Genomic DNA, 25,320 nt, shown 5'->3' on the forward strand with positions numbered 1-25,320 from the left:
CCCAGGTCACCGCACGCGCTTGACCGACGCTAGCGCCTGTACCCGTCGACCCAGCTACGTTGGTTTCGGGAAGCGGAGCTTCCTCTCGCGGGTGACGCAGCTGGAGCTGCGTCACCAGGCACTCGTCGGTCTGAGGCGAGGCCTCGCGAGATGTCAGGCTCACAGCAACTCAGAGCGCTGTTTCGCAAGGCACTCAAGACCCTGATGACGCCCCCTGCTCGTTCTCCAACGCCTTATCCGTGATCTCCTTGTACAGATGCACGGCGCGGGCATAGAGGCTCTCGAATTCCGGCCGCTTGTCCACCAGCCGCTTGATGTGCTCGGCGTCCTCCATCACCCGCTTGAGGTGCTCGATGTCGGAGTCGTCGAGCGGCTCGCCACGGTCGACCTTGGCCTTGATGTCGAGCGCGCGCGGGAGCCGGAACTTCTCGAAGCGCTCGAGAACGGTGACGAGCACGCCTTCTTCGTGTGAGATCTCGGTCATGGTGTCCTCCGGAACAGTGTGATCACTCGGATTGAGCTGAGGTACAGCGGCTCTAGCAACGAATCGACGTGCTCGGCGCAAGACACGCTCGGGCGCCTTGCATTTCGGGCGATTTCGATGGCGCCGCCGGTGGCCCCGGCGAAGATCTCCAGTCCCTTCTGAGTGCGCGTGGTGCCCGGCGGCACGGAGCGGCCGCTCGGTCTGGGCCTGGCGATTGGAAGCATCCATCCTCGGGCGCCGCTGGCGCCTCGGCGCTCTCAACCCTCGCTCGTCTGATGCGGCCGCCAGCGGGCATGCCGCTCGCGCAGAATCGCGAGTGCGTCATCGGCCCCCTTCACGCACTGGGGGATGTCCATGTCCTCCGCATTGGCCAGCTCGAAACCGGGGCGGCGCATCCAGCGGCGCGACCAGTCGACCAATTCGCCCCACATGTCGCCGACGAAGATGAGCGGTGTGTCGTGCAGATGGCGCACCTGCAGGAGCTGCCAGACCAGCATGGATTCCAGGACGGTGCCAATCCCGCCGGGGACGACGATATAGGCGTCCGAGACGAGCACGAAGTGATGCAGCCGGGTGAAGAAGGTCTGGTGCTCGAAGGACTCCTGCACGAAGGGGTTGACCTCCTGCTCGAAGGGCAGATCCACACGGATACCGATGCTCTGCGCCCGCTCGGGGGCGGCGCTTGACTGAGCGCCCTCGTTGGCCGCCTGCATGAGGCCGGGGCCACCGCCGGTGACGATGTCGCAATCCATCGCGGCCAGCTCGGCGGCCAGGCGCTTGACCTCCTCATAGACCCAATGCCCGGGCTGGGTGCGCGCCGAGCCGAAGATGGTCACCCGATAGCGCTCCCGCTTCGAGGGGCGCAGCCGGGTCAGATTGTTGACCAGGGTCCAGAGGCCGAAGATGGTATCCACCAGGATGCGCTTGACACCCTCTTCATCGGCCAGGCTAACGGTGGTTGGAGTGCGCGGTTCTGTCATCGACCCTGTCCTCATGAGCATTTTGTCTTGCGACACCTCGGGGCTGGCAGTCGCTGCGGGCGCTGGACGGCCCCGAGGACTGCGCCGGTCAGTCGATATGGCCCTTCTCGTGCTGGTCATAGAGGTAGCCGCCGACAGCGCCGGCGCCCGCGCCGATGAGCGCGCCCGTCCCGGCGCTGCCGCTCAGCGAGCCGATCGCGGCGCCACCCGCCGCACCCATCAAGGCACCGCTACCGGTACGGCTTCCAGTCGTGGTCCCGCAGCCGGACAGGCAGAGCACCAGCGACACACTCGCAAGCATGGCAAGCTTCTTTTTCATGTCATCAACTCCTGGATCTCGCGATAGGCTGCGACAGCGAGCCATCGCCACACGGTTATTTCTGACAGGGGTACTTGGCCGCAAGGGCGCGCACCACGCCAACGACGGGCGGCTCGGCCATCAGCCGCGCATCCCTGGCGTGCGCGTCGCCCCAGGAGAGAAATGCCTGAGTGCCGTCCTCGATGGTCGCGCCCTTGGGATAGCAGACGAGCCGTTTCAGCTTGCGACGGTCGCTGATCTCGTCGTGGTATTGCACGGTTGCCTGAAGGAAGGCACGGCACGCCTGATGCGCCACCGCATACTCCGCAGCCTCAGAGCCAACCGAGCACACGGCATAAAGCCTCGCGGTGGTATCGAGGCGAAAGTCCGCATCCTCCACCGCCAGCGTCGCCTGGCTGAAGACAGTGCCGGCGCTGGCGAGGATGAAGGCGAGTCCAAGGGTCTGTCGGTCGTTCATCTGGCATCCTCCGTTGAGGCGTTGGTCGGTTCGCGAAACAAGCGCCGCAGGCGCTCACAGAGCACAAGCGCGGGAGATACCTGGAATAAGCAAATCGTCTGCCAGCCGCGCACAAAGCCTCTTACTACGCCACGAATCGCTTAAAATCAGCGGCTTGTCCGGCATCCTTGGATCGGCGGAGATCCCTCACGGCCACCAGCAACCACGATATCTCGGAGTTTCTACGCCCCCTCCGATCCGGGGCGTCGGATGCTTAGGCGCTGCATCCGCGACTCCAGCGTGGTGGGCTTGAGCCCGAGCCGCTCGGCCGCCCCGCCGGCCCCACGGATCCGCCAGCCGGTCAGCTCCAGGGTTTGCAGGAGATGGGCGCGCTCGTTGGCCTCCAGGGTGCCAGGCGCGGGCTTCTGCATTGCCGGCACGCCGTCGAGCCTGATCCGCAGGGTTCGATCGCGCGTCAGAATCATCGCCCGCTCGATGAGGTTGCGCAGCTCGCGCACGTTTCCCGGCCAGGGATACTCGAGCATCGCCGCCATGGACTCCTCGGCGATGTGTTCGATCGGCTTGCCCATCGACTCGCTGAGCGCCTTGATCAGCTCCCAGGCCAGCAGCGGGATGTCCTCGCGGCGCTCGCGCAGCGGCGGCACCTGGATCGGGAAGACGTTGAGCCGATAGTAGAGATCCTCGCGGAAGAGCCCTTGCGAAACCGCCTCGGCCAGGTCTCGATTGGTGGCGGCGATCAGACGGGCATCGGACCGGAGGGTCTGGGTTCCGCCGACCCGCTCGAAGGAACCGTCCTGGAGCACCCGCAGCAGCTTGGATTGCAGCTCGAGCGGAAGCTCGCCGACCTCGTCGAGAAAGAGGGTGGCGCCGTCCGCCAGCTCGAAGCGCCCCCGCTGACGCGCCAGCGCGCCGGTGTAGGCACCCTTCTCGCGCCCGAACAGCTCGGACTCGATGAGCGAGGCTGGCAGGGCAGCACAGTTGACCCTGATCATGGGCCGGTCGCGGCGCGTGCTCTGGCGATGGATGGTGTCCGCCAGCACCTCCTTGCCGGTGCCCGTCTCGCCGAGCAGGAGCACCGCCGCCTGGGTCGGGGCGACCTGGGCGATCTCCTCGAGCACCTGGATGAAGACCGGCGAGCGGCTGGTCGGCGCGCGCGCGGTCCGCGCGCAGCCGGCTTGGCGCAGATAGACGTTTTCCGCCTCCAGACACTCCTTCAGCCGTGTGATCTCGGCCAACGCAGCCACCAGCTCGGCATCGCGGCGGCTGCGCGCCAGCGCCTGGGCGAACACCTCGCCGACGATCTTGAGGCGGGCCACCAGATCCGCAGGTAGGGGACGCGTGCGCTGGAAGGCCGAAAAGGCGATGGCGGCCATGACCCGACCACCGACGCGCAGCGGGATCCCGAGATTGGAGCGCAGCCCGATGCGCCGACAGTATTCGGCCTCTACCTCGGCCTGCGGCGGCAGATCCTCCGGGATGCTCGGCAACAGCATGATGCGCCCCGCAGACAACTCCCCGAGGTACCAGGGCAGGTATGGAGTGGGTCCGGCTGGCGTCGGCTCGCAGCGGCTGTTCGAGGCCGAGCAGATCACCTCGAAGGGCTCGCCTTCACAGCGGATCTCAGAAAAGGTCGCGCGATCGAACCCGAGGACGTCGAGCAACTGCCCCAGCGCGTCGGAGATCGCCTCGATCACCCGCGTCCCGGAGAGATCGGCGAAACGTGCGGAGAGATCTCCGAGCAGACGCTCGAAGGCGAGCCGGCCAGCTGGCGAGACCGCATCCGGATCCGTCCCCGGGGGCCGAGAAACGGCACCCAGAGCCGTGTCTTCGCTGCGGGTTTCCAGACTGCTCAAAAGACCTCCGGGATCCGTCTCAAGGGGCGGTCGGGCTCCTGGTAGCCCCGTGCCTTCTGGCGTTTGGGCAGGGTGATCCGCTCGCGCGGCAGCTCTTCATAGGGGATCTGGCTCAGGAGGTGGCGGATGATATTGAGCCGGGCACGCTTCTTGTCGTCCGAGGGGGCCACATGCCAGGGCGCGAAGTCGGTATCCGTGGCCGCGAACATGGCGTCGCGCGCCCGCGAGTAGTCGTACCAGCGACTGTAGGACTTGAGATCCATCGGCGAGAGCTTCCAGAGCTTGCGCCCGTCCTCGATCCGCGCCTCCAGGCGTCGGGTCTGCTCCTCTGGGCTCACCTCCAGCCAGTACTTGAGCAGGATGATGCCGGAGTCGATCATCGCCCGCTCGACCATCGGGGTCATCTGCAGGAAGCGCTCGGTCTGCGCCTCGGTACAGAAGCCCATCACCCGCTCGACCCCAGCGCGGTTGTACCAACTGCGGTCGAAGATGACGACCTCCCCCGCCGCCGGAAAGTGGCGCATGTAGCGCTGGATATACATCTGGCTCTTTTCCCGCTCGGTCGGTGCCGGCAGGGCGACGACTCGGAAGATGCGCGGGCTGACCCGCTCCGTCATCGCCTTGATGGTCCCGCCCTTGCCCGCGCCGTCGCGGCCCTCGAAGACGATACAGACCTTGAGCCCCTGGCGACGGACCCATTCCTGAAGCTTGACCAGCTCGACATGCAGCGTCGCCAGCTCGCGCTCATAGGCTTTGGCCTTCAGCTTGGCGGGCGCTGGACCCGCTGTCTTGTCATCCGCCTCGTGGCGCTTCTTGGCGTGCTTGCTCATGACCCGCATCCCCCCATTGGTGACCGCCGGCGGCGATCTGCTCTCTCCAAGTATCGAACAAAATGGACGGACTGAGGCAGCAACAAGGCCAGGAGAGAGCCGGCGAGCGCGATTCAGCGACCCTGCGAGGTGATCGAGTGGCCTCGCGAGCCCGATGCCTCGCCGCGCGACGCACGGGTCTCAAGCAATCGCATCCAGCGCCTCGGCGAGGGTTCGCACGGCGGTGATCTCAAGGCCCTCGACCCCCTCCTTGGGGACATTGCCCTTGGGCACGACCGCGCGGCGAATGCCGTGCTTCGCGGCCTCGCGCAATCTGTCCGGACCATTGGGAACGGGGCGCACCTCGCCGGAGAGGCCGACCTCGCCGAAGACGGCGAGATCCAGCGGCAGGGGCCGGTCCCGGTAGCTGGACAGAACCGCCATGATGACCGGGAGATCCGCGGCCGTCTCGGCGATGCGCACCCCGCCGACGACGTTGACGAAGACATCCTGGTTGAACATGCCGATGCCGCCGTGACGGTGCAGGACGGCAAGCAGCATGGAGAGACGATTCTGATCCAGCCCGAGCGCGACCCGCCGCGGGTTGGCGAGCGGACTCTCGTCGACCAGCGCCTGAACCTCGACCAGCAGCGGACGCGTACCCTCGCGGGTCACCATCACGATGCTGCCCGAGACCGGCTCATCGTGGCGGGACAGGAAGATGGCCGAGGGATTCTTGACCTCGCGCAGGCCATGATCACCCATCGAGAAGACACCCAGCTCGTTCACGGCCCCGAAGCGGTTCTTGATGGAGCGGACGATGCGAAAGGGACCGCCCTGCTCGCCCTCGAAATAGAGCACGGTGTCCACCATGTGCTCCAGCACCCGAGGGCCGGCGAGGGCGCCGTCCTTGGTGACGTGACCGACCAGGAAGACGACGGTATCCCGTTGCTTGGCGAAGCGGACCAGCTGTGCCGCCGACTCGCGGACCTGAGAGACCGAGCCCGGCGCCGATTGGACCTGCTCCGTGAAGAGGGTCTGAATGGAGTCCACCACCATGATGCGCGGGGCCTCCTGCTCGGCATGGGCCAGGATCAGCTCCACGCAGGTCTCGGCGAGCAAGCGGATCCCGCCGCCAGCCAGCCCCAGGCGTCGCGCCCGCAGGCCAATCTGTTGCGGGGACTCCTCGCCGCTGACATAGAGCACGGGCTGCGACCCCGCCAAGGCCGCACAGGCCTGCAGCAGCAGGGTGGACTTACCGATGCCTGGATCGCCGCCGATGAGTACCACGGAGCCGGCGACGAGACCACCACCCAGGACGCGGTCCAACTCCCCGATCCCGCTCTGAATGCGCTGGCGCTCCTCCGGACTGACCGCGGCGAGGGTTTCGACGCGTTTGGCATCCGCGGCACCCGTGTAGCCGCCGCGTTGGGTGCCGCGGCCGCGGGGCTCGGCGAGCTCGGACAGGGTATTCCAAGCCCCGCAATCGGTGCACTGCCCCGCCCACTTGGGGTGGCGGGCACCGCAGGCGTTGCAGACGTAGGCCGAGCGTGGCTTGGGTGAGGCCATGGCGAGTTCTCGTCAGTTGGGGGTCGGGGGACCGAGGGCTGTGTCTAACGCCTGGCCGAGCGCGAGGCGCACCTGCCGCGCCGGAGTCGTTCACGCCCTCAGTCGACGCCTGGACTCAGCTCGGCCTCGATCAGCACCTTGAGCTGGCTCATCATGCGCTCGGCGCTCTCCTGGGCGAACCGGCGCACGGTGCCGAGGAAGAACATCATGCCAGGGCTCAGCCGCTCCAGCTCGAACGCGAAGCTGACGCGGGTCTGACCCTCGCACGGCTCGAAGCGGTATTGGATACGAAAGGGGTCATCCAGCCCCTCGAAGCGAAGCTCACTCGCGTGATCGAAGACGACCACGCGAAACTCGCTCCGGGTGCGACGCCCTTTGTCCACACGGACCTGCCGCCCGACCCAACCGACCTGCAGCGGCCCTTCGGTGATGGCCTCCATCAGCTCGACCTCGGGCGACCAGCGCGGATAGTTGCGGACGAAATCCTCCGCGACGAATGCAAAGACCTGTGTCGGCGGGCAGGCGATGAGCGCCTGCGCCTCGGCTTTCACCATGATTCATCAGTCTCCTAGCAGTCGGCGCTTGGCCTCGTTGATCTTGGCGGCCAGGTAGTCCGAGCCGCCACGGTCCGGGTGCAGGCGCTGCATGAGCCGCCGATGGGCGGCCCGGATGGCATCGGCATCCGCGCTCGGCGCCACGCCGAGGATCGACCTGGCTTCCGCCTCGCTCAGCCCCGGCCCCGTCGGCCCCGAAGCCCCGGAGCCAGCGCCACTGGTCTGCGCGCGCTCCCGCCAGTCGTCGCCATGCTCGCGGTCCAGATAGGCCTCCAGCACCGCCAGCGACTGGGCATCGCTCTCACGATAGAGTTCATGCATCCTCAGCAGATCATCGAGCCTGAGGGTGCTCAGATCCCGCCCCTTGAAGGGACCGTCGCGGACCCGGCCATCCAGCGCACCCGTGGCATGGTCCAGCCGCATGTCGAGATAGCGTGTGCGGATGCTCGATGCCTGCCCCCGCTGCCCCGCCTTGGCCGACCCCATGCCGCCAGCGAGGCCGAGCGACCGCAGGACCTGCTGCAGCACGGGGAAGAGTCTCAGCAGGTTCGCGGCGCGAATGACCAGGGGAATGGCGGCCCCCATGGCGGCGAGGATGGGGTTGAGCCGTCCGCTCAGCACCGCCACCAGGAGCACCGCAATCAGCCCCCAGAATGCCCACTTGCGCAACACTCGGCTGATTTGCTCGGGCGGCGTCGCGCGAAACCAGTGGAGAAGCCAGAGGACCCCGCCGATGAAGGCGATCAGCAGCAACAGGCGGACGATCACGCGCTCAGGCTCCTTTCTTGCTCATCTGGTGTGTCAGCTGTAAGACGGCGCCACCCCGCTCCCGACCGTAACGTTCCAGAGCCTTGCGCCCACCGGCGGCATAGACAGCCACGGCGCTCAAGAGATCACGCAGCAGCTGCGGACTATTCGCATCGAAGGGGCACCAGGCACCGCCGCTCAGACGCGCGATGTCGCGAAAGGCGGACTCGGCCGCCGGATCCCGCCCCTCCTGAAAGACGAAGGCGGGCACCCCCAGCAACCCGAGCCGACCGGCCAGACCCGCAAGCCGGTCGCGATCTTCCTCCATGCAGTCGCCGACCAAGATGAGCGCATCGACGCGACCCTTGGTGGCCTCGTCGATCGCATGTGTCAAGACACGGCCGATCTGGGTCAGTCCGGCCGCGCAATAGACGCGATTCATGCGTGTCAGCAGCGCGTCGGCATCCTGATACCAATCGGACCACTCCAGCTCCTGGAACCCCCGATAGAAGCAGAGCTGAACCGCCAAGCCGCCAAGCGCGCGGGTCTCGAGGAACATGCTCGACTGGATCTGGGCGGCCTGATCCCAGGTCGGCTCGCGGCTCGCGGTCGCGTCCATCGCGAAAATGAGGCGACCCGTCGCACTGCCAGGGGCGCGCCTGGGCATGGACTCGACTTGCTGCAAAAAGTCGCTCAGCGCATTCGCTGAGGCGGTCTTCTCGAGGTCTTTTCGGTCGGCGTTCATGGGGTTAGGTGTCAGGTGTCAGGTGTCAGGTGTCAGGTGTCAGGTGTCAGGTGTCAGGTGTCAGGTGTCAGGTGTCAGGTGTCAGGTGTCAGGTGTCATTCAGTTTGCGTGTCGGTGCATCGCGTGCAAGGGGCTGATGCGCTGTCGACCTCGGTCGGTTCTTCGTCGGTGTCAGCGAAGAACGCCTTGACGACGGCGATGTCTCGGGTGCGCGCCATCGCGGGCAGGCTATCCAAGAAGGTATAGCCATAGGAGCGGGACAAAAGCCGTGGGTCGCAGACAACGAGGACACCGCGGTCCTCGCTGCCGCGTATGAGACGCCCAGCACCCTGCTTGAGCGCGATCACGGCTTGCGGCAGCTGGTGGTCGCGGAAGGGATTGCCGCCCTGCTGACGCAAGGCGTCGATGCGGGCCGACAACACCGGGTCGCCCGGCGAGGCAAAGGGGAGCCGGTCGATCAGGACGCATGAGAGCGCCTCGCCGCGCACATCCACGCCCTCCCAGAAGCTGGAGGTTCCGAGCAGGACGGCATTCCCGAGCTGGCGGAAACGCTCCAGAAGTTCGGCGCGCGGCGCGCTGCCCTGGACCAGGATCGGATAGGGGATGCGCCCCTCCAGGCCGGCGGCCATCTCGCGCAGCGCGCGGTGGCTGGTGAAGAGCAGGAAGGCTCGGCCGCGGCTGTAGCCGATGACCTCGTGGGCCAGTTCCAGCACATGCCGGTTGTAGTCCGGATCCGACGGCTGGGGCAACCCGCGTGGGACGAACCAGAGCGCCTGATTCGGGTAGTCGAAGGGACTGTCCCAGAGGTCCGTTTGTGCGTCTTCGATGCCGAGTTGGCGCGCGAAGTGGTCGAATCCCTGTCCCACCGCCAGGGTCGCCGAGGTGAAGATCCAGGCCGTGCGCTTGCGGCCGATCTGGTCGCGAAAGAGATCCGCGACCTCGAGCGGGGTCTGATGCAGGCGAAAACCGCGACCCTGGGTCTCGAACCAGCGCACCTGCTCTGGCGACTCGGGCGCCGTGAGGGCGCGCAACCGTTCGAGGAGATCCTGGGCGCGTTCGTGGGCGGCATCCAGACCCTTGCCGCGGCCGGCGTTCGCCTCGAGCCCCGCGCAAAGCGCTTGCAGTCGCCGCTCGAGCGACGCCAGGGCGCGCTGCACGCCGTCATCCTCGACGAGCTCGCGCCAGGGTCCGCGCCGATCCAGCTCGCCGAGCCGCGGCCGCACGTCCTGGGTCGCCTGCTTGAGTCGAGCGGTGCGCTCCAGCAGATCCGCCGCATCGCTCGCGTCCTTCTTGGCCTCGAGCTCGGTATCCCGCGCGAGGTCCATGAGCTGGCGTCCGCTCAGGCTGATGCCGAAGAAATGGGTGGCGATCTCGGGGAGTTGATGCGCCTCGTCCAGCACGAAGCAATCGGCGCCGGGCAGGATCTCGCCGAAGCCCTCATCCTTGAGCGCCAGATCGGCGCAGAAGAGGTGGTGATTGACGACCACGACCTCCGCCTCCTGGGCTTGGCGCCGCGCACTCACGAGGTGGCAGTCCTGCCAGCTCTCGCAATCCTGACCCAGGCAGTTATCGCTGGTCGAGGTCACCAGTGGCCAGACCGCGGCGTCTTCCGGAATCGCCAGCTCGGCGATGTCGCCCCGCTTGGTGCCCTTGGACCAATCCAAAACCTGCTTGAGATGGCCGCGCAGGTCGAGATCCAGTCCGCCGAGGTCGTCCTGGGCGAGCTTCAAGCGGTGGCGGCAGAGGTAGTTGGCCCGGCCTTTCAGCAGGGCGGCCGTGACCGGGACCGCCAGCACCTTGCGGATCAGCGGCAGATCGCGATGGAAGAGCTGATCCTGGAGATTGCGTGTCCCGGTGGAGATGAGGACCTTGCGCCCGGAGAGCAGGGCCGGCACCAGATAGGCAAAGGTCTTGCCGGTGCCGGTTCCCGCCTCGCAGATCAGCACGCCGCCGCTCTCCATGAGCGCGGCGATGCGCTCGGCCATCGCCTGCTGCTGCGGGCGATGGCTGAAGCCTGGCACCTTGGCGGCGAGCAGGCCCCCGGCACCGAGCACATGGGCGAGATCGGTCACGCGATACCCATCCGCGCGCGCATCACGCGAGCCTCGATCGCGATCAATCCTGTCCGGCGCGCTTCTCGGCCTCGCTGGCGCCAGCCATGTCACCCGCGCGACGCTTGGACTCGGCGATGACCCGCCAATTGTCCTTCTTCACGTCCGGGCTCTGGCCGGCGAGATCGTTGGAGCGAGAGGCGAGATTTCCCGCCTGGGCCGACTGCCCCTGCTCCATGCGCACGCGCGCAAGCCGGTTCCACAGATAGGGCTCACGCGGGGAGATGCGCAACGAGCGCTCGAGCGAGGCGGCCGCGCCGGCGTAGTCCCCGGCCTGACGCTGTTTCTCGGCCTGACTCGCCAAGGTCTCGGCCGCTGGCGGCAGCTTGGGCGCCGCCAGCGTGGACTCCGGCAGCGCGGAGACGGGTGGCGGCGGCGGGGTCGCCGGAAGCTGTTGTTTGGTATCCGCCGTCGCAACCACCTGCTCGCCTGGCTGCGTCGGCGTGGCCGGGGGTGTCTGGGGCCGCCCCCCTCCGCCACCCGCCACCGGCGCGGTGGGCGACGCTGGGCCAGCCGGAGTCGATCCAGCCTGCGCTCCTGGACCTTCAGCCGACTCGCCCGGCAGCGGTGGACCACCCGAGGTGGACGTCGGCTGCGGGGTGGGCTCGGGGTCTGGCGCCCGGCTGGGGTCCTTGTAGGCATAGACCGTCGTGCCCTGCTTCGCGGGTTTGGCCACCTTCTTCTTCGGGGCAGGCTCGCGAACAGGCTCGGGGACGGCTTCCGGCATGGGCTCCCGCCGGGGCTCGACAGCGGCCGCCGGCGCGGACGGCGGTGGCCTGACCTTGACCACGGGTGCCGGCGGCCCTTCTCGAACACCCGTGGCACAGGCGGTCAGGGTACTCAGAGCGACGCAAATCATCAGCAGCTTTATTGACTGTTCCATCTCTCGCACTACCGCAATACACAACCGTGAGGGCTGCAAAGGCATCAATTGTAGAAGTCGCTCATGAAGTGATTCTCACTGTTCGCGGGCGGCTTCGGTTTCGGCTTGGGTTCGGGACTGGCCTCGCGTGGCTCGGGCGTCTCCTCGCGCGTCTGGGCGACCCGCTCTTCGCCACTCACCGCCGGCTTCGACGCCTTACTGGCCGTGCTGCCGCGACTGCCGCCGCTACCGCCGCAGCCCTTCGAGGCGCTGCCGCCAATATAGGGGACTTTGGACTGACCGCAGGCACTCGTGAGCGTCACCCCGTCCGGGGGGTCGCTCGGCAGCGGCTCGTTCTCCATCGCCAGCATCAGCTCGCCCCAAACGCGCAAGGCACCGGTTCCGCCCGAGAGCCCCATGGGCTTGTAGTCGTCCCGACCCACCCAGACGACGGCGACCTTGTCGCCGGAGAAGCCGGCGAACCAGCTGTCGCGCATGTCATCCGTGGTCCCCGTCTTGCCTGCCATGGTCATCCCCTCCGGCAGCTTGCCGCCGAGCCACTTCGCCGTCCCCTGGGTCACGACGCGCTGCATCGCCCAGGTGGTGAGATAGGCCGCCTTGGGATCGACCACCGCCTCGACCGCCAGGGGATAGCGGTTGAGCGGGCGTCCCTGCGCGTCCACCACCTCGCGAATGGCGCGCAGGGGTGCGCGGTAGCCGCCCGCCGCGATGGTCTGATACATCTGCGCCACTTCCAGCGGCGACATGGAGACCGAGCCGAGCAGCAGCGAGGGCACCTTCCGGATCTTGCGCTGCACGCCCATGCTGTACAGGGTGTCCGCCACCTTACCGACCCCGACGCTCAACCCTAGATTGACCGTTGCGAGGTTGAGCGAGCGAACCAGCGCGCTGTACAGCGGCACGGCGCCATAGACCTTGTGGTTGTAGTTCTTCGGCTCCCAGCGCTTGTTGCCATCCGGCAGACTCACCGGCCGGTCCTGGATGCTGGTGGTCAGGGTGTAGCGATTCGGCTGCGACAGCGCCGTGAGGTAGACGGCCGGCTTGACCAGGGAGCCGATCGAACGCACCGCATCCAGCGCACGGTTGAATCCGGCGTAGCCGGACTCGCGGCCACCAGCCACCGCCAAGACCTCGCCCTGGTTGACCGAGGTCACCACTGCCGCCGTCTCCAGGGTGCCCGACTTCATACCGCGCTGCTTCTCGAGCGCCGCCAGACGTGTCGGCAGGGCCGTCTCCGCCGTGGCCTGCACCTGGGGATCCAGGGTCGTGAAGATGTTGAGTCCCTCGGAGCGCAGATCCTCGTCGCGATAATCGCGCTGCAGCTGGCGACGCACCAGGGTGATGAAGTGCGGGTAGGCACCGGTTGGGCGGCCGCCGCCTTCCTGCAGCCCCAGTGGCTCCGTCTTGGCCTGCGCGGCAACCTCGGGCTCGATCACGCCATCCCGCACCATGAGATCGAGGACGAGGTCGCGGCGCTTCTCCGCCGCCTCGGGATGGCGCCTGGGGTCCAGACTGGAGGGTGCCTGCACCAGACCGACCAGCAAGGCGGTCTTGGCGGCATCCAGCTCGCTGAGCGGGAGGTTGAAGTAGAAGGCGCTGGCCAGGCCGAAGCCGTGGATGGCGCGGCTGCCGTCCTGCCCGAGATAGATCTCGTTGGCATAGGCCTCGAGGATCTCGTCTTTGCTGTAGCGGTACTCGAGCAGGAGGGCCATGTAGGCCTCCTTGATCTTGCGCTCGAAGGTGCGATCCGCGTTCAGATAGAAGTTCTTGACCAGCTGCTGGGTCAGGGTGCTGGCGCCCTCGACGACAGCGCCAGCCTGCAGGTTGCTCACGGCGGCGCGAATGATGCCCCTGGGATCCACGCCCATGTGGCGGTAGAAGTTGCGGTCCTCCACGGCCATGAGGGTATTGACCAGCAGATCGGGGATCTCCTTGCGGCGCACCAGGACGCGGTCCTCGTTGTGCGTGGGGTAGATGCTGGCGATGAGCATGGCATCCAGCCGCACCAGGGCCGGGTCCGGGCGATCGCTTTCCAGCTCGTGCAGACCTGAGACCTTCCCATCCTCGAAGGTGACCTCGAGGAAGCGATCCGGCTCGCGCCCATCCCAGAAGCGGAAGGCGCGGGTCTTCACCCGGAAGCTGTCGCCCTCGCGGTGAAAATAACCGGGCACGGTGGGTTTGGCCGCCGCGTGGTAGTTCAACCGCTCCAGTTCGGCCTGCAGCTCATCGGGTTTGAGCCGCTGCCCGGCGTAGAGCTCAAGTGGCCGCGCGTAGACACGCGCCGGAAGCGCCCAGCGCTGCCCCTCGAACTTGTCGCGCACCACGCGATCGAGGTGGGCGCCGTAGAGCGCCATGATTCCCCCAACAGCGACGACCAGGACGAGCGCCGAGCGGAAGAGGAAACGGCCAAGACGGAAACGCTTGCGCGTAGGTGCGCGCCTGCGGCCTTGGGAGGAAGGTCGACGATGATTGGATGCCACGGATTCTCACAGCCTCCGCGACAAAACGCGGTAGACCCTCAGCTGATGGGGGTGGGGTAGGCGATTATCGCACATCGCAGCAGGAAATCGCCCTTTTTTCGGGTTATCAGGCGTTTATGCTCGCATTTGCGGTCGCGCCGCACAACCGAAACCCGCCCATTGACGCTTTGATTGCACGCTTGCTCCAGATTCCGGACATGGTCCGGGCGGCCCCGAGGCGATGCGCGCCAGGGCGCTAGGTCTTGATCCCGACCCCGCGACGCAGCAGCAGCAAGCTGAATGCCACGAGGATGAGAATGAAGATCAGGATCATCCCGAAGGCAATGCCGATGGGGATGTCGCTGACCCCGAGCAGGCCATAACGGAAGGCGTTGACCATGTAGAGCAAGGGATTCGCCAAGGAGACGCGTTGCCAGACCTCCGGCAGCAGCGAGATCGAGTAGAAGACCCCGCCCAGATAGGTCAGCGGCGTCAGCACGAAGGTCGGGACGATGGAGATATCGTCGAAGCTGTTGGCATAGATGGCGTTGATGAAGCCGCCGAGCGAGAAGAGCATCGCGGTCATCAGGCAAATCAGGAGCGTGACCAGGGGGCTGTGGATGTGGATCTCCGTGAAGAGCAGCGCGACGAGCATCACGGCCGTCCCGACCACCAGGCCGCGCGCCACGCCGCCCGCCACATAGCCGGCCAGGATCACCCAGTTCGGCGCGGGCGAGATCAGCAGCTCCTCGATATAGCGTGAGAACTTACTGCTATAGAAGGAGGAGACGACATTGGAGTAGGAATTGGTGATCACCCCCATGAGGACGAGTCCGGGGACGATGAAGTCCAGATAGGGGAAACCGTCCATGGTGCCGATCCGCTCCCCGATCAGCCGTCCGAAGATGACGAAGTAGAGCGTCGTGGTGATGACCGAGGGCAGGATGGTCTGCACCCAGATCCGCGCGAAACGCAGGATCTCCTTGGTCACAATCGTCTCGAAGGTCACCCAATAGCGGCGCCATTCGCTCAAGCGCCCTGTCACGCCCCGCCCTCCAGACCCGCCGCGCGCCGGTCCACCAGCTCCAGGAAGAGCCGCTCCAGCCGATTCTGCTTGTTGCGCAGACTGATGACCTCGATGCCGTTGCGCGACAGGGCATCGAAGAGGCCATTGATGGTGTGGTCCCGGTTCATTTCCACTTCCAGCGTGCAGTCGTCGAGGTGTTGGAGCACGAAGCCGCCCAGCTCGGGCAACTCGGAGACGCAGCCCTTGAGATTGAGCACGAAGGTCTCGGTGTTCAGCGTGCTCAGCAGGGCGGTCAAGCTCGTGCGCTCCGCGATCTCGCCCTGATTGATGATGGCGATGTTGCGGCAGAGACTCTCGGCCTCCTCCAGGTAGTGCGTGGTCAGGATGATGGTGGTGCCCTTGGCGTTCAGCTCCCGCAGGAAGGACCACATGGAGCGGCGGATCTCGATATCCACGCCGGCCGTCGGCTCGTCCAGGATCAGCAGCCGCGGCTCGTGCACCAGGGCGCGGGCGATCATCAGACGGCGTTTGAGTCCGCCGGACAGCTTGCGCATCTCGGTCCCGCGGCGGTCCCAGAGATCGAGCTGGCGCAGATAGTGCTCGGCGCGCACCTTGGCCTCGGGGCGCGGGATGCCGTAATAGCCGGCTTGATTGAGCACGACCTCGAACACCGGCAGGAAGAGATTGAAGTTGAACTCCTGTGGGACCAAGCCGATGCAGGACTTGACGCCCTCTGGATCCCGATCCAGATCGCGCCCGAAGATCTCGACCCGCCCCGAGGTCTTGCGCACCAGCGAGGAGACGATCCCGATGAAGGTGGACTTGCCCGCCCCGTTGGGGCCGAGCAAGGCGAAGAAGTCGCCCTCCTCCACCTGGAGATCGACGCCTTTCAGGGCTTGGAAACCACCCTTGTAGACCTTGGTGAGCTGTTGGGCATCGAGTGCGAACATGGGTCTCCCGAATGTTGAATGTGGATCGTCAGCGGCCTGAGCCGGTGCCACGGCGCGTCGTGAGATCGGCGGGATCGAGCTGACCGGAATAGCGATAGGGCAATGTCACCGCACCGCCGGCGAGCGTGACGCTACCGGTCACCGCCCAGTCGAGCGGGCGATCCGTCCTCAGGAGCATCGGCAGCCGCTGCGCCAGGGCCAGCAGGTCGGCAACGACCTCGACCTCCAGCCGGGATTCGCCATGAGGCGGAATCTGACGCTCGAGCGCGCCGCCCCCACGGCCCACCTCCTCGCCCTCGAGCGCAAGGCGGTAGGTCATGGCGTTGATCGGCAGGGTCCGGTCGTTCGGATTCCTGACCGCCAAGGTCAGCAGAAAGACCTGGCGCGCGAGCCCCAGCGTGTGGGGTCGGACCGCGACCAGCGCGACCTCGGGCGCCTGCCAGGGGCGCGTCAAGCCGCCACAGCTCACCAAGCCGCTTCCGATCACGGCCAGCAGCACTAGAATGCCCAGCCTGCCAACGCCGCCCCGCGCCGGGAGTCGGGCACCACATGAGAGATCCATGATCGACATCGAGCTCCTTCAAACCGCCCTCTTGCTGCTACCGGTCGGGCTCATCGCCGGCCTGATCGACGCCATGGCCGGTGGCGGCGGACTCATCACCATCCCAGTGCTGCTCTGGGCCGGGCTGTCGCCAGTCCAGACCTTGGCGACCAATAAGGCGCAAGCGGTATTCGGCAGCGGCATGGCAACCCTTCAGTTCATCCGTCGGGGACATCTGGAGGTCAGGGGCATCGCCCTGGCCGTGGTCTGCACCTTTGCGGGAGCCGCTGCTGGCGCACTCCTGGTGCAGCAGATCGACAGCACCTTTCTGGCCCGGCTGATCCCGGCGCTGCTCATCGCCTTCGCGGTCTACTTCTGGCGCTCGCCCCGAGTATCCGATCTGGACTCCCATCAGCGGATCGGCACGACCCTCTTCGCGGTCTGCATCGGCCTCGGCGTCGGCTTCTACGATGGTTTCTTCGGTCCCGGCACGGGCACCTTCTTCGCGATGAGCTATGTCGCCCTGCTCGGCTACAACCTGCGCCGTGCAACGGCCCATACCAAAGCCCTCAACTTTACCAGCAATCTGGCCGCCCTGCTGTGCTTCCTCGCCGGTGGACATATCGTCTGGCCGATCGCCATGGCCATGGCCATCGGCCAGTTGACGGGGGCCTGGATCGGGGCGCACATGGTCATGCGCCACGGCGCCGTTCTGGTGCGGCCCGTGCTCGTGGTGTCCTCGATCCTCATTTCGGGGAAGCTGCTATGGGATCGGATTGGCTGAGGGCAGGTGGCTGAGGGCAGGTGGCAGGTGGCAGGTGGCAGGTGGCAGGTGGCAGTGATGGTCTGGTTGGGGTGTCGGGTGTCAAGTCGGCCGTCGAAGCCTCCGCCGGCGCGGTCTTAACCGAAGTGACGTTGCTTCGAGTGCAGGAGCCGGGCAGACTGCCGGCAACTTAAGATCAGGATCTCCCCCGAATGAGTCTGTCCAGGCCGAGCAGCACGAGGATTCGGCTCCTCGGTTATGCGGCGACCATCTTCCTCAGCTCGGCCCTGCTGCTCGTCCTGGAGATCGTGGCCGGGCGCCTGATCGCGCCCTATGTCGGGGTCTCGCTCTACACCTGGACCTCCATCATCGGCGTCATCCTGGCCGGACTCTCGCTGGGCAACTGGCTCGGCGGCCTTTGGGCGGATCGCGGCGCGCGCGAGCCCCAGGCGGGTCTGGTGCTGGGCCTCGCCGGTGTCTATTGCCTGTTGAGCCTCGCCCTGCTCCCCTGGGTCGGCGGCCTGGCGCAATCGCAGGGGCTTAGCCTGCTGAGCGCCAGCTTCCTCCTGGCGGCCGTGCTCTTCGCGACACCCGCGGCGCTCATCGGCGTCGTCACACCCTTGCTGACGACGCTGGCACTGCGACTGGACGACCGGACCGGGCACGTCGTCGGCCGCATGCACGCGCTAGCGGCCATCGGGAGCATCCTGGGGACCTTTCTCGCCGGCTATTGGCTGATCCAGACGTTCGGTACCAGGACGCTGATCTTCGGCGTCGGCGCCCTCTTGATCGCCCTGGGGGTGGCCTATCTGCGCCTCGGCTCGCAGCCCCTGCTCGTGGCGGTCGTGGGCGCGGCGCTCGGCGCGACGGGACTGGTCGTGCTGAAAGACGGCCTTGCGACCAGCTGCGAGCGCGAGAGCGCCTACTTCTGTATCCGGGTCGCCGATCACAGCGCGGACGCGCCCTTCGGCGAGGCACGCGGCTTGGTGCTGGATCACCTGCTCCACGGGATCAACCACGCCGAGGTTCCAGAGCTGCTCATCGCACCTTACATCCAGGCACTCGACGAGCTAGTGCACGCCCACGTCCAGGCGGCCGATCGGCACGGCCTGAACTGGTTCTTCGCCGGCGGAGGGGCCTACTCCCTGCCGCGCGCCGTCAAGGCGATGAGCCCCCAGGCGCGGATCACCGTCGCCGAGCTGGACGAGGCCGTGACCCAGACGGCGCGCGAGCGCCTCTTCGTCAGCACCGACGACATGCGAATCCTTCACCAAGACGCCCGCTTGGCGCTCCAGCAGAGCCGCGAGCGCTACGACGTCATCATCGGGGATGTCTTTCATGACCTGGCAATTCCCTACCACCTGGTGACACGCGAGTTCGTTGCCCTGGTCCACCAGCGGCTCCGGCCGGATGGCATCTATGCCATGAACCTGGTGGACGCCTTCCCGGACCCCAGACTGCTCAAGGCGGTCATCAAGACGCTGAGAGCCGAATTCGCTCAGATCGACATCTGGATGGAGGGTCCGCCCGAGGCGAACCGGGTAACCTTCGTCATCACGGCCACGGACGTCGCGCGTCTACCAGACCGCGTCGAGGCCCAGCACGGGCTGGAGCGCAGCTGGCAGCGCGTGACCGACATGGTCGACCGGGTCGGCGTCCCCATGGACGAAATTCCCCTGCTGACGGACGACTTTGCCCCGGTGGAGAGCCTGATTGCCGGGCTCCTGACCGGCGACAATCGATAAGGGCAGAGCACGCTGCCACGGACTGGCGGAACCGACCGGCGATCCCGCGGCGGCTGGAGACCCAAGGCCGACCCCCGCATCTCTACGCAGGAGAACAACGTTGAAGGAGACGAACCTTGTGTAGCTCGAGCACCTCGACGAGCACGGAAACCATCACCGCACGCGCCATCCTCGTGGGTCGCTACCTGGACCTCCGGCGACTCGAGCGGCTGGAGCCACTGGGAACCAATCCGCTCCTCATCGCCTTGGGGGAGCAGGGGCACGCCGTGCTGCTGAGATCGGGCGCCGTGGTGCTCTTCGCGGTCGACCCCACCGCGGAGGCGGCCTTCATCGCTCGGATCGGCCCGGCCATCGAGAATCCGCTGGAGCTCTACGAGCGCGAGCAGCTCGACATCAGCATCGATCCGAGCCGTCTCGAAGGCATCGATCGGGATCACCTGATCCTCTCGAACGGCGACCTCGCCCGCCTGCAGGTCATCGCCGACATCCTCGGCAAGAGCGTGCTGCTCGCGGCGCAAGAAGGGCGCGTCGCCCGCGCCTTCGACCGCATCGCGCCCCTGGCGGATCGGCTGCAGTCGCACGGACAGGGTGCGAGCAATGCGCGCACCCTCGTCCGCCACATCGGCGAGGCGCTCGCCATCCAGCAGGACATGGTGGGGCGCGGCGAGGTCGGCGATAAGCCGGAGATCCTCTGGGAGCGCCCGGACCTGGAGCGGATCTTCCTCAATCTGGAGGCCGAATATGAGATTCGCGAGCGGCAGCTGGCGCTGGAGCGCAAGCTCAGCCTCATCAACGACACCGCGGGCACCCTCCTCGACCTGCTGCAGAGCAAGCGCAGCCTGCGGGTCGAGTGGTATATCGTCATCCTCATCGTCGTCGAGATCGCGCTGACCCTCTACGAACTCTTCGTGCACGGGAGCTGACAGAACTGATTTCCACCCAGGAGATGGCATGCGCACTTCATCCAAATACCTGAATTTTATTGCATCCTTCGTGACTCAGCGCTCCGCTCGCGCTGACTGACATGAACGATCAAGACCTACTCCGCTACAGCCGCCAGATTCTGCTGCCCGGCTTCGGTATCGAGGGACAGGAGCGGCTGCGCGCATCGCGCGTGCTGATCGTCGGACTGGGCGGGCTCGGATCGCCGGTGGCCATGTATTTGGCGGCGGCCGGCGTTGGGCGGTTGCTGCTGGCGGATTTCGATGCCGTGGATCTCTCGAATCTGCAGCGGCAGATCGTCCACGCCTCGGACCGGATCGGCATGCCCAAGGTCGACTCCGCCATGGTGACGCTCAAGGCGCTGAATCCCGAGGTCGAGCTGGTGCCCGTCAAGCCGAGTCTGACCCCGGAACGCCTGCCGGAGCTGGTCGGCCAGGTCGATCTGGTCGTCGACGGCTGCGACAACTTCCCGACGCGCTTCGCGATCAACGCCGCCTGCTTCGCGGCCGGCGTGCCCCTGGTGTCAGGGGCCGCCATTCGCACCGAGGGGCAAGTCTCCGCCTTTTCCGGACGGGCCGGTGGCCCCTGCTACCGCTGCCTCTACCCGGACGACGGCAGCCTGGATGAGACCTGCTCGGCCAATGGGGTCCTGGCGCCCGTCGTCGGCATCATCGGCAGCGTCCAAGCGACGGAGGCGATCAAGATCCTCACGGGCTTCGGCACCCCGCTGTTCGGTCGCCTCTTGCTGCTGGACGCGGCCGCGATGGAATGGCGCGGCCTGCGGCTGCCGGCGGATCCCGCCTGCCCGATTTGCGCGGCACGCGGATAGAGGCCGCGGACTGAGCAGGCACCCCTGGCGCATCCCGCGAGGACGGTCGTCCTCGCCAGAACTTTGCTTGGCGTCCGCTCCGGGCGCGGGTGCTTCAGAGGCGGGATTGCGCTATCGTGACGCATCTCTTACCGATGGGGTGACGTTGCCCATGCGCTTCGAAGTCAGCCAGGCCGAGATCAAGAAGGCCAATGTCCCGCACGAACTCTTCCTCACCAATCTGATCGGCAACCACATCCTCATGGCGGTCGGCCTCGGCGGTCTGGCGGGGAGCTTTCCCTGGGTCATGGCGATCGTGCCGGGCATCTCCTTCAGCATCCTCTTCTTCACGCTGTGGCGGGCACGTCGCTCGTTCGGACGCGACCCCTGGTACGTGATGTGTCATTGGCAGCTCTGCGCGCGCCGCAGCCGCATCTTCCTGCTGATGCTAAGCCTCCTACTGCTCGCCGGCTTGGCTGGCTGGGCCAGCTATACCTATGGCGGAATGATGAAGGAGGCGGTCTGGGCGCTGGTCGCCGGCACCGGAATCCTGCCGGTGATGGTGACCATCCTGGTGCTGGTGATGGTGGAATCGGATGCGCTCTATCACGCCAGTCAGGCGAAGCTCCCGAGCTGGGTGGTCGAGCGCTTTCCCAACCCGGACGCCCGGATCCTCCATGAGGAGGAGTCAGGCGCGCACGGCCTATGACGCGGCGCCGAGTTCCTGCTTCACCAGGCTGTCCAGGATCTGGAACAGCCGCTCCTGACCAGCGGCTTGACTCGGACCCGTGCGGTACTTGCCGTTGACGATGATGGTCGGGACGCTGTCGATGCCGTAGCGGCTCGACATCTCCCTGGCCTTGCCCAGCTCGGTCTCGACCAGAAAGGACTCGTAGTCGGAGCGGAACTCATCCTTGTCGAGGCCGACCTCGCCCGCGAAGTCCACCAGCTGATCTTCCGTCATGATGTTGCGGTGCTCCTCATGCAGGGCCTTGAAGAGCGCCTGATGGAAGACCTCCAGCTTGCCCATCGCCTGAGCCGCGTAGAAGGCGCGCGCGTGCGCGTCCCAGCGCCCGCCCGTGCCCGGCATGCGGCGAAAGGTGACACCCTCGGGAAGCTGCTTGACCCACTCGCTCAAGGCAGGCTCCAGATGCCAGCAGTGCGGGCAGCCATACCAGAAGACCTCCAGTACCTCGACCTTCTCGCCGGTCTCCGTCGGCTGGGGCTGGATGAGACGGCTGTAGTCGATTCCTTCATCGAAGGCCCACACCTGCGCGGCCAGGGCGAGACCGCACAACAGACGCAAGACGAAGGTTCCGGGCATCTTGAGACTCCTCTTCAATGGTGCTTGGCGGCAATGGCGCTTGGCGGCGGGTCGATCAACTGCCGGTCAGGATGTAGTCCATGACCAAGCCGACGAACACGACCATGCCGAAGTAGTTGTTGTTCAGGAAGGCTTGAAAGCAAAGACCGGGTACCCGGTCCCGGATCAGAATCTGCTGATAGAGCGCGAACGCGGCCGCGGCCACAAGCCCGGCATCGTAGACCAGCCCGCGCCCGGCCTGCTGCCCGATCCACAGGAGCATGGCCAGCATGACCAGCTGCAGGAGGCCGATCACGAGCCGATCCCAACGGCCGAACAGAATGGCGCTCGACTTGATGCCGATCTTGAGGTCGTCTTCGCGGTCGACCATGGCATATTGGGTGTCGTAGATGAGCGCCCAAAGGAGCGTCGCGACGAAGAGCACCCAGGCGTAGAGGGGAATGGCCTCGGTCACGGCCATGAAGGCCATGGGGATGGCCCAACCGAACGCGGCCCCGAGAAACAGCTGGGGCACATGGGTGAAGCGCTTCATGAAGGGATAGATCACCGTCAGCAGGACGGCGACCACGGAGAGCGCGACCGTCTGCCAGTTCAACTGCAAGACCAGCGCGAAGGCGACCAGGCAGAGCACGACGAAGACCGCCACCGCCTCCCGCGGCGTCACATCCCCCGTGGCGAGCGGCCGCTGATTGGTCCTGGCGACGTGGCCGTCGAAGTTGCGGTCCGCATAGTCGTTGATGGCGCAGCCGGCGGAGCGCATCAGCACCACGCCCAGCACGAAGATGAGCACCAGGGTCCAGGGCGGGTGCCCCTCGCCCGCCAACCAGAGCGCCCAGAGCGCCGGCCACATCAGCAGAAAGATGCCGATCGGGCGATGCAGACGGACGAGAAGATAGTAGCTGTAGAGACGCGTACGCCACGAGGTGGGTCGTTGTTGGCGGACTTTTAGCTCGGGAAGGGTCATGTGATGCTGCAATGGCTCATAGCGTGGCGCACCGGCACCGGCCAGGGTGCGATCGGACCGGCCGCCTGGGGCTGGGACTCGAGTGGCGCCGATTATGGCACAGCCCCGCCTCCAAGATGACCCGGGCGCCGGCCGGGAAACGGTCGGGCGGCACGCGCGGCTCGGCGCGGACCTCAGACCTGGCCGTAGACCTCGCGAACACCCAGCCAGCGTGCGATCAGGGGGTCGACCGCCTCGGCATGCCGCGCGAGCACCAGATCAGCCGCCTGCTGGGCCGCCGCCGTGAGATGCGAATCGCGCACGGGGTCGGCGACGCGCAGCTGGATGGCCCCCGTCTGACGGGTCCCCAGCACCTCGCCGGCACCACGGATGGCCAGATCGCGCTCGGCGATCTCGAAGCCGCTCGTCGTGCCGCGAATGATCGCGAGACGCTCGCGCGCCACCTCCGAGAGCGGCGCGTGATAGAGCAGCAGACAGTGGCTCTCCACCGCCCCGCGCCCGACCCGCCCCCTGAGCTGATGCAGCTGCGCGAGCCCCAACCGCTCAGGGTTCTCGATGATCATGAGGCTCGCGTTGGGCACGTCGACGCCGACCTCGATCACCGTGGTCGCCACCAGCAGATCCAGGGCGCCCGCCGCGAAGTCCGCCATGACCGCGTCGCGCTCGGCCGCCTTCAAGCGGCCGTGGACCAGCCCGACGCGCAGCCCAGGCAGTCCCTCGCTCAGCTGACGGGCCGTCTCCTCCGCCGCCTGGCACTCCAGCACCTCGGACTCCTCGATCAGGGTACAGACCCAATAGGCCTGGCGGCCCTGGGCGCAGGCGCTCATCACGCGCTCCATGACCTCGGCCCGGCGCGTGTCCGGCACCGCGACGGTGGTGATCGGGGTGCGCCCCGGCGGCAGCGCGTCGATGACGGAGAGATCCAGATCCGCATAGAAGGTCATGGCGAGCGAGCGCGGGATGGGCGTCGCCGTCATGATGAGCTGATGGGGCGATCCGCCGTCCCGGCCGCCCTTTTCGCGCAGCTTCATGCGCTGATGGACGCCGAACCGATGCTGCTCGTCGACGATGACCAGCCCCAGCGCCTGGAAGCACACCTCATCCTGGAAGAGCGCGTGGGTACCGACGATGAGTCGGGCCGCGCCCGAGGCGATGGCCTCCAGCCGCTCGCCGCGCTCGCGCCCCTTGTGGCGGCCCGCCAGCCAGAGCGGCTCGATGCCGAGCGGCCGCAGCCAGGCGCCGAGGTTGCGCAGATGCTGCTCCGAGAGCAGCTCGGTCGGCGCCATAAGCGCGGCCTGGTAGCCACACTCCAGCGCCTGCAGTGCCGCCAGGGCCGCGACGATGGTCTTGCCTGCACCGACATCCCCTTGCAGCAGACGCTGCATGGGCCTTGGCTGGCTCAGATCCGAGGCGATCTCGGCCATGACACGCTCCTGCGCCGCCGTCAGGGCGAAGGGCAAGGCCGCCCGCAAGCGCGTCTGGAGACGCGCATCGCCCCGCAAGACCGGCGCCACCGCCTGACGCTGCGTCAGACGCAGACGCCGCAGGCTCACCTGATGCGCCACCATCTCCTCGAAGGCAAGCCGCAGAAACGCCGGGTGGCGGCGCTCCAGCAAGGCGTCCAGGCTGGCCTCCAGCGGCGGTCGATGCAGATAGCGCAGGGCCTCGGCCAGCGTCGGAAGGCCCTGTTGGACCAGGGTCTCGGGCGGGAGCAGATCGACCGGACTCAGAGGCGACACCTGCGCGAGCGCCTGCTCCGTCAGACCGCGCCAGGTGGCCTGCTGCAGCCCCTCGGTGGATGGATAGATGGGCGTCAGCGCCGCCTCGGTCTCATCCTCGGCCTCACGCCTCAGCCGATACTCCGGATGGATCATTTCGAGCGAGGACGGCCCCTGTCTCACCTCGCCATAGCAGCGCAGGCGCTCGCCCGACTTCAGCGAAGCCGCCTGCTGCGTGGAGAAGTGGAAGAACCTCAGGAGAATGGCGTCTCCGTCGCCATCGACGACCAAGACCTTCAACGACCGACGCCGTCCCGCGCCGATTTCGGCGTCGCGGATCTCACCTTCGATCAGCGCCTCCATCCCCGGACGCAGCGCCCCGACCGGCACCAGGCGCGTGCGATCCTGATAGCGAACCGGCAGGTGGAACAGGAGATCCTGCACGCTCTGGATCCCGAGCTTGGCCAGCCGTTCGGCGACCTTGGGACCGACACGTTTGAGGGATTGGACGGCGACCTGATCCAGGCTGTGGACAGACGGCACCGCTGTGGCGATTTGTGTCAAGGTT

24 protein-coding genes are annotated in these 25,320 nt (G+C 66.7%); 5 read left to right on the forward strand and 19 right to left on the reverse strand.

What is annotated here, in order from left to right; translation table 11 throughout:
• Positions 1–193: 193 nt before the first annotated feature.
• From CKO23_RS17415 to CKO23_RS17490, 16 genes are all read right to left on the reverse strand, one after another.
• Positions 194–484 carry a hypothetical protein gene (locus CKO23_RS17415; protein WP_200333095.1) on the reverse strand — a complete coding sequence of 97 codons (291 nt, stop codon included), beginning with the start codon at positions 482–484 and terminating at the stop codon, positions 194–196.
• Positions 485–741: 257 nt separating this feature from the next.
• Positions 742–1,464: an LOG family protein gene (locus CKO23_RS17420; RefSeq protein ID WP_200333096.1), complete on the reverse strand. Its 723-nt coding sequence runs from the start codon at positions 1,462–1,464 to the stop codon at positions 742–744.
• 88 nt (positions 1,465–1,552) lie between these two features.
• A complete protein-coding gene (locus tag CKO23_RS17425) occupies positions 1,553–1,783 on the reverse strand; it encodes a YMGG-like glycine zipper-containing protein (RefSeq protein WP_200333097.1) in 231 nt (76 codons plus the stop codon).
• 55 nt (positions 1,784–1,838) lie between these two features.
• Entirely contained in the window at positions 1,839–2,240 is a 402-nt protein-coding gene (locus CKO23_RS17430) for a Rap1a/Tai family immunity protein (RefSeq protein ID WP_200333098.1), read from the reverse strand.
• A gap of 221 nt (positions 2,241–2,461) precedes the next feature.
• Entirely contained in the window at positions 2,462–4,093 is a 1,632-nt protein-coding gene (locus CKO23_RS17435) for a sigma 54-interacting transcriptional regulator (protein WP_200333099.1), read from the reverse strand.
• Positions 4,090–4,923 carry a polyphosphate kinase 2 gene (gene ppk2, locus CKO23_RS17440; protein WP_200333100.1) on the reverse strand — a complete coding sequence of 278 codons (834 nt, stop codon included), beginning with the start codon at positions 4,921–4,923 and terminating at the stop codon, positions 4,090–4,092. Before ppk2 ends, CKO23_RS17435 begins: the two co-directional genes overlap by 4 nt.
• Positions 4,924–5,103: 180 nt before the next feature.
• Positions 5,104–6,471, reverse strand: coding sequence for a DNA repair protein RadA (gene radA, locus CKO23_RS17445; protein ID WP_200333101.1), 1,368 nt, complete (start codon positions 6,469–6,471; stop codon positions 5,104–5,106).
• Positions 6,472–6,569: 98 nt separating this feature from the next.
• Complete coding sequence (locus tag CKO23_RS17450; protein ID WP_200333102.1) at positions 6,570–7,025, reverse strand: SRPBCC family protein; 456 nt, start codon at positions 7,023–7,025, stop codon at positions 6,570–6,572.
• Between the two features lie 6 nt (positions 7,026–7,031).
• Positions 7,032–7,793: a molecular chaperone DnaJ gene (locus CKO23_RS17455; protein ID WP_346014628.1), complete on the reverse strand. Its 762-nt coding sequence runs from the start codon at positions 7,791–7,793 to the stop codon at positions 7,032–7,034.
• A 4-nt stretch (positions 7,794–7,797) separates the two neighbouring features.
• Positions 7,798–8,517 carry a VWA domain-containing protein gene (locus CKO23_RS17460; protein ID WP_200333103.1) on the reverse strand — a complete coding sequence of 240 codons (720 nt, stop codon included), beginning with the start codon at positions 8,515–8,517 and terminating at the stop codon, positions 7,798–7,800.
• Between the two features lie 95 nt (positions 8,518–8,612).
• On the reverse strand, positions 8,613–10,589 hold the full coding sequence (locus CKO23_RS17465) for a helicase C-terminal domain-containing protein (protein ID WP_200333104.1): 1,977 nt from the start codon (positions 10,587–10,589) through the stop codon (positions 8,613–8,615).
• Positions 10,590–10,632: 43 nt separating this feature from the next.
• Positions 10,633–11,511 carry a tetratricopeptide repeat protein gene (locus tag CKO23_RS17470; protein WP_200333105.1) on the reverse strand — a complete coding sequence of 293 codons (879 nt, stop codon included), beginning with the start codon at positions 11,509–11,511 and terminating at the stop codon, positions 10,633–10,635.
• 44 nt (positions 11,512–11,555) lie between these two features.
• Positions 11,556–13,991 (reverse strand): penicillin-binding protein 1B, encoded by a 2,436-nt coding sequence (gene mrcB / locus CKO23_RS17475; RefSeq protein ID WP_200333106.1) that lies wholly within the window; start codon positions 13,989–13,991, stop codon positions 11,556–11,558.
• Positions 13,992–14,226: 235 nt separating this feature from the next.
• Positions 14,227–15,003 carry an ABC transporter permease gene (locus CKO23_RS17480; protein WP_200333126.1) on the reverse strand — a complete coding sequence of 259 codons (777 nt, stop codon included), beginning with the start codon at positions 15,001–15,003 and terminating at the stop codon, positions 14,227–14,229.
• Between the two features lie 8 nt (positions 15,004–15,011).
• Positions 15,012–15,947: an ABC transporter ATP-binding protein gene (locus CKO23_RS17485; RefSeq protein WP_200333107.1), complete on the reverse strand. Its 936-nt coding sequence runs from the start codon at positions 15,945–15,947 to the stop codon at positions 15,012–15,014.
• A gap of 28 nt (positions 15,948–15,975) precedes the next feature.
• The gene (locus CKO23_RS17490; RefSeq protein ID WP_242482524.1) at positions 15,976–16,509 is read right to left on the reverse strand and encodes an LEA type 2 family protein; all 534 of its coding nucleotides are present in this window, start codon (positions 16,507–16,509) and stop codon (positions 15,976–15,978) included.
• Here CKO23_RS17490 and CKO23_RS17495 point away from each other — a divergent pair.
• The 5 genes from CKO23_RS17495 (at position 16,508) to CKO23_RS17515 (ending at position 21,455) form a co-directional block, all read left to right on the forward strand.
• Entirely contained in the window at positions 16,508–17,272 is a 765-nt protein-coding gene (locus CKO23_RS17495; protein WP_207168595.1) for a TSUP family transporter, read from the forward strand. The two genes, CKO23_RS17490 and CKO23_RS17495, sit on opposite strands and share 2 nt — an antisense overlap.
• A gap of 191 nt (positions 17,273–17,463) precedes the next feature.
• Positions 17,464–18,996: a fused MFS/spermidine synthase gene (locus CKO23_RS17500; RefSeq protein ID WP_200333109.1), complete on the forward strand. Its 1,533-nt coding sequence runs from the start codon at positions 17,464–17,466 to the stop codon at positions 18,994–18,996.
• A gap of 116 nt (positions 18,997–19,112) precedes the next feature.
• Positions 19,113–19,919 (forward strand): RMD1 family protein, encoded by an 807-nt coding sequence (locus tag CKO23_RS17505; protein WP_200333110.1) that lies wholly within the window; start codon positions 19,113–19,115, stop codon positions 19,917–19,919.
• A gap of 101 nt (positions 19,920–20,020) precedes the next feature.
• A complete protein-coding gene (locus tag CKO23_RS17510) occupies positions 20,021–20,767 on the forward strand; it encodes a HesA/MoeB/ThiF family protein (RefSeq protein WP_200333111.1) in 747 nt (248 codons plus the stop codon).
• A 151-nt stretch (positions 20,768–20,918) separates the two neighbouring features.
• Entirely contained in the window at positions 20,919–21,455 is a 537-nt protein-coding gene (locus CKO23_RS17515; RefSeq protein ID WP_200333112.1) for a hypothetical protein, read from the forward strand.
• Here CKO23_RS17515 and CKO23_RS17520 read toward each other — a convergent pair.
• The 3 genes from CKO23_RS17520 to recG all read right to left on the reverse strand — a co-directional run bounded on the left by CKO23_RS17520 (position 21,450) and on the right by recG (position 25,307).
• Positions 21,450–22,070 carry a thiol:disulfide interchange protein DsbA/DsbL gene (locus CKO23_RS17520; RefSeq protein WP_200333113.1) on the reverse strand — a complete coding sequence of 207 codons (621 nt, stop codon included), beginning with the start codon at positions 22,068–22,070 and terminating at the stop codon, positions 21,450–21,452. The two genes, CKO23_RS17515 and CKO23_RS17520, sit on opposite strands and share 6 nt — an antisense overlap.
• 55 nt (positions 22,071–22,125) lie before the next feature.
• Complete coding sequence (ubiA, locus tag CKO23_RS17525; RefSeq protein ID WP_200333114.1) at positions 22,126–23,034, reverse strand: 4-hydroxybenzoate octaprenyltransferase; 909 nt, start codon at positions 23,032–23,034, stop codon at positions 22,126–22,128.
• A gap of 173 nt (positions 23,035–23,207) precedes the next feature.
• Positions 23,208–25,307, reverse strand: a complete 2,100-nt coding sequence (gene recG, locus CKO23_RS17530; protein ID WP_440870574.1) for an ATP-dependent DNA helicase RecG — start codon at positions 25,305–25,307, stop codon at positions 23,208–23,210.
• Positions 25,308–25,320: the final 13 nt, after the last annotated feature.

It is taken from the genome of Thiocystis violacea (assembly GCF_016583565.1).
GTDB lineage: Bacteria > Pseudomonadota > Gammaproteobacteria > Chromatiales > Chromatiaceae > Thiorhodococcus > Thiorhodococcus violaceus_A.

Bases quoted from the DNA above. Each gene is read 5' to 3' on its own strand.
- radA (WP_200333101.1), bottom strand. From the start codon at position 6,471: ATGGCCTCACCCAAGCCACGCTCGGCCTACGTCTGCAACGCCTGCGGT.
- CKO23_RS17425 (WP_200333097.1), bottom strand. From the start codon at position 1,783: ATGAAAAAGAAGCTTGCCATGCTTGCGAGTGTGTCGCTGGTGCTCTGC.
- CKO23_RS17520 (WP_200333113.1), bottom strand. From the start codon at position 22,070: ATGCCCGGAACCTTCGTCTTGCGTCTGTTGTGCGGTCTCGCCCTGGCC.
- CKO23_RS17510 (WP_200333111.1), top strand. From the start codon at position 20,021: ATGAACGATCAAGACCTACTCCGCTACAGCCGCCAGATTCTGCTGCCC.
- CKO23_RS17500 (WP_200333109.1), top strand. From the start codon at position 17,464: ATGAGTCTGTCCAGGCCGAGCAGCACGAGGATTCGGCTCCTCGGTTAT.
- CKO23_RS17485 (WP_200333107.1), bottom strand. From the start codon at position 15,947: ATGTTCGCACTCGATGCCCAACAGCTCACCAAGGTCTACAAGGGTGGT.
- ubiA (WP_200333114.1), bottom strand. From the start codon at position 23,034: ATGACCCTTCCCGAGCTAAAAGTCCGCCAACAACGACCCACCTCGTGG.
- ppk2 (WP_200333100.1), bottom strand. From the start codon at position 4,923: ATGAGCAAGCACGCCAAGAAGCGCCACGAGGCGGATGACAAGACAGCG.
- CKO23_RS17430 (WP_200333098.1), bottom strand. From the start codon at position 2,240: ATGAACGACCGACAGACCCTTGGACTCGCCTTCATCCTCGCCAGCGCC.
- CKO23_RS17450 (WP_200333102.1), bottom strand. From the start codon at position 7,025: ATGGTGAAAGCCGAGGCGCAGGCGCTCATCGCCTGCCCGCCGACACAG.
- CKO23_RS17420 (WP_200333096.1), bottom strand. From the start codon at position 1,464: ATGACAGAACCGCGCACTCCAACCACCGTTAGCCTGGCCGATGAAGAG.
- CKO23_RS17490 (WP_242482524.1), bottom strand. From the start codon at position 16,509: ATGGATCTCTCATGTGGTGCCCGACTCCCGGCGCGGGGCGGCGTTGGC.
- CKO23_RS17415 (WP_200333095.1), bottom strand. From the start codon at position 484: ATGACCGAGATCTCACACGAAGAAGGCGTGCTCGTCACCGTTCTCGAG.
- CKO23_RS17495 (WP_207168595.1), top strand. From the start codon at position 16,508: ATGATCGACATCGAGCTCCTTCAAACCGCCCTCTTGCTGCTACCGGTC.
- CKO23_RS17515 (WP_200333112.1), top strand. From the start codon at position 20,919: ATGCGCTTCGAAGTCAGCCAGGCCGAGATCAAGAAGGCCAATGTCCCG.
- CKO23_RS17470 (WP_200333105.1), bottom strand. From the start codon at position 11,511: ATGGAACAGTCAATAAAGCTGCTGATGATTTGCGTCGCTCTGAGTACC.
- CKO23_RS17460 (WP_200333103.1), bottom strand. From the start codon at position 8,517: ATGAACGCCGACCGAAAAGACCTCGAGAAGACCGCCTCAGCGAATGCG.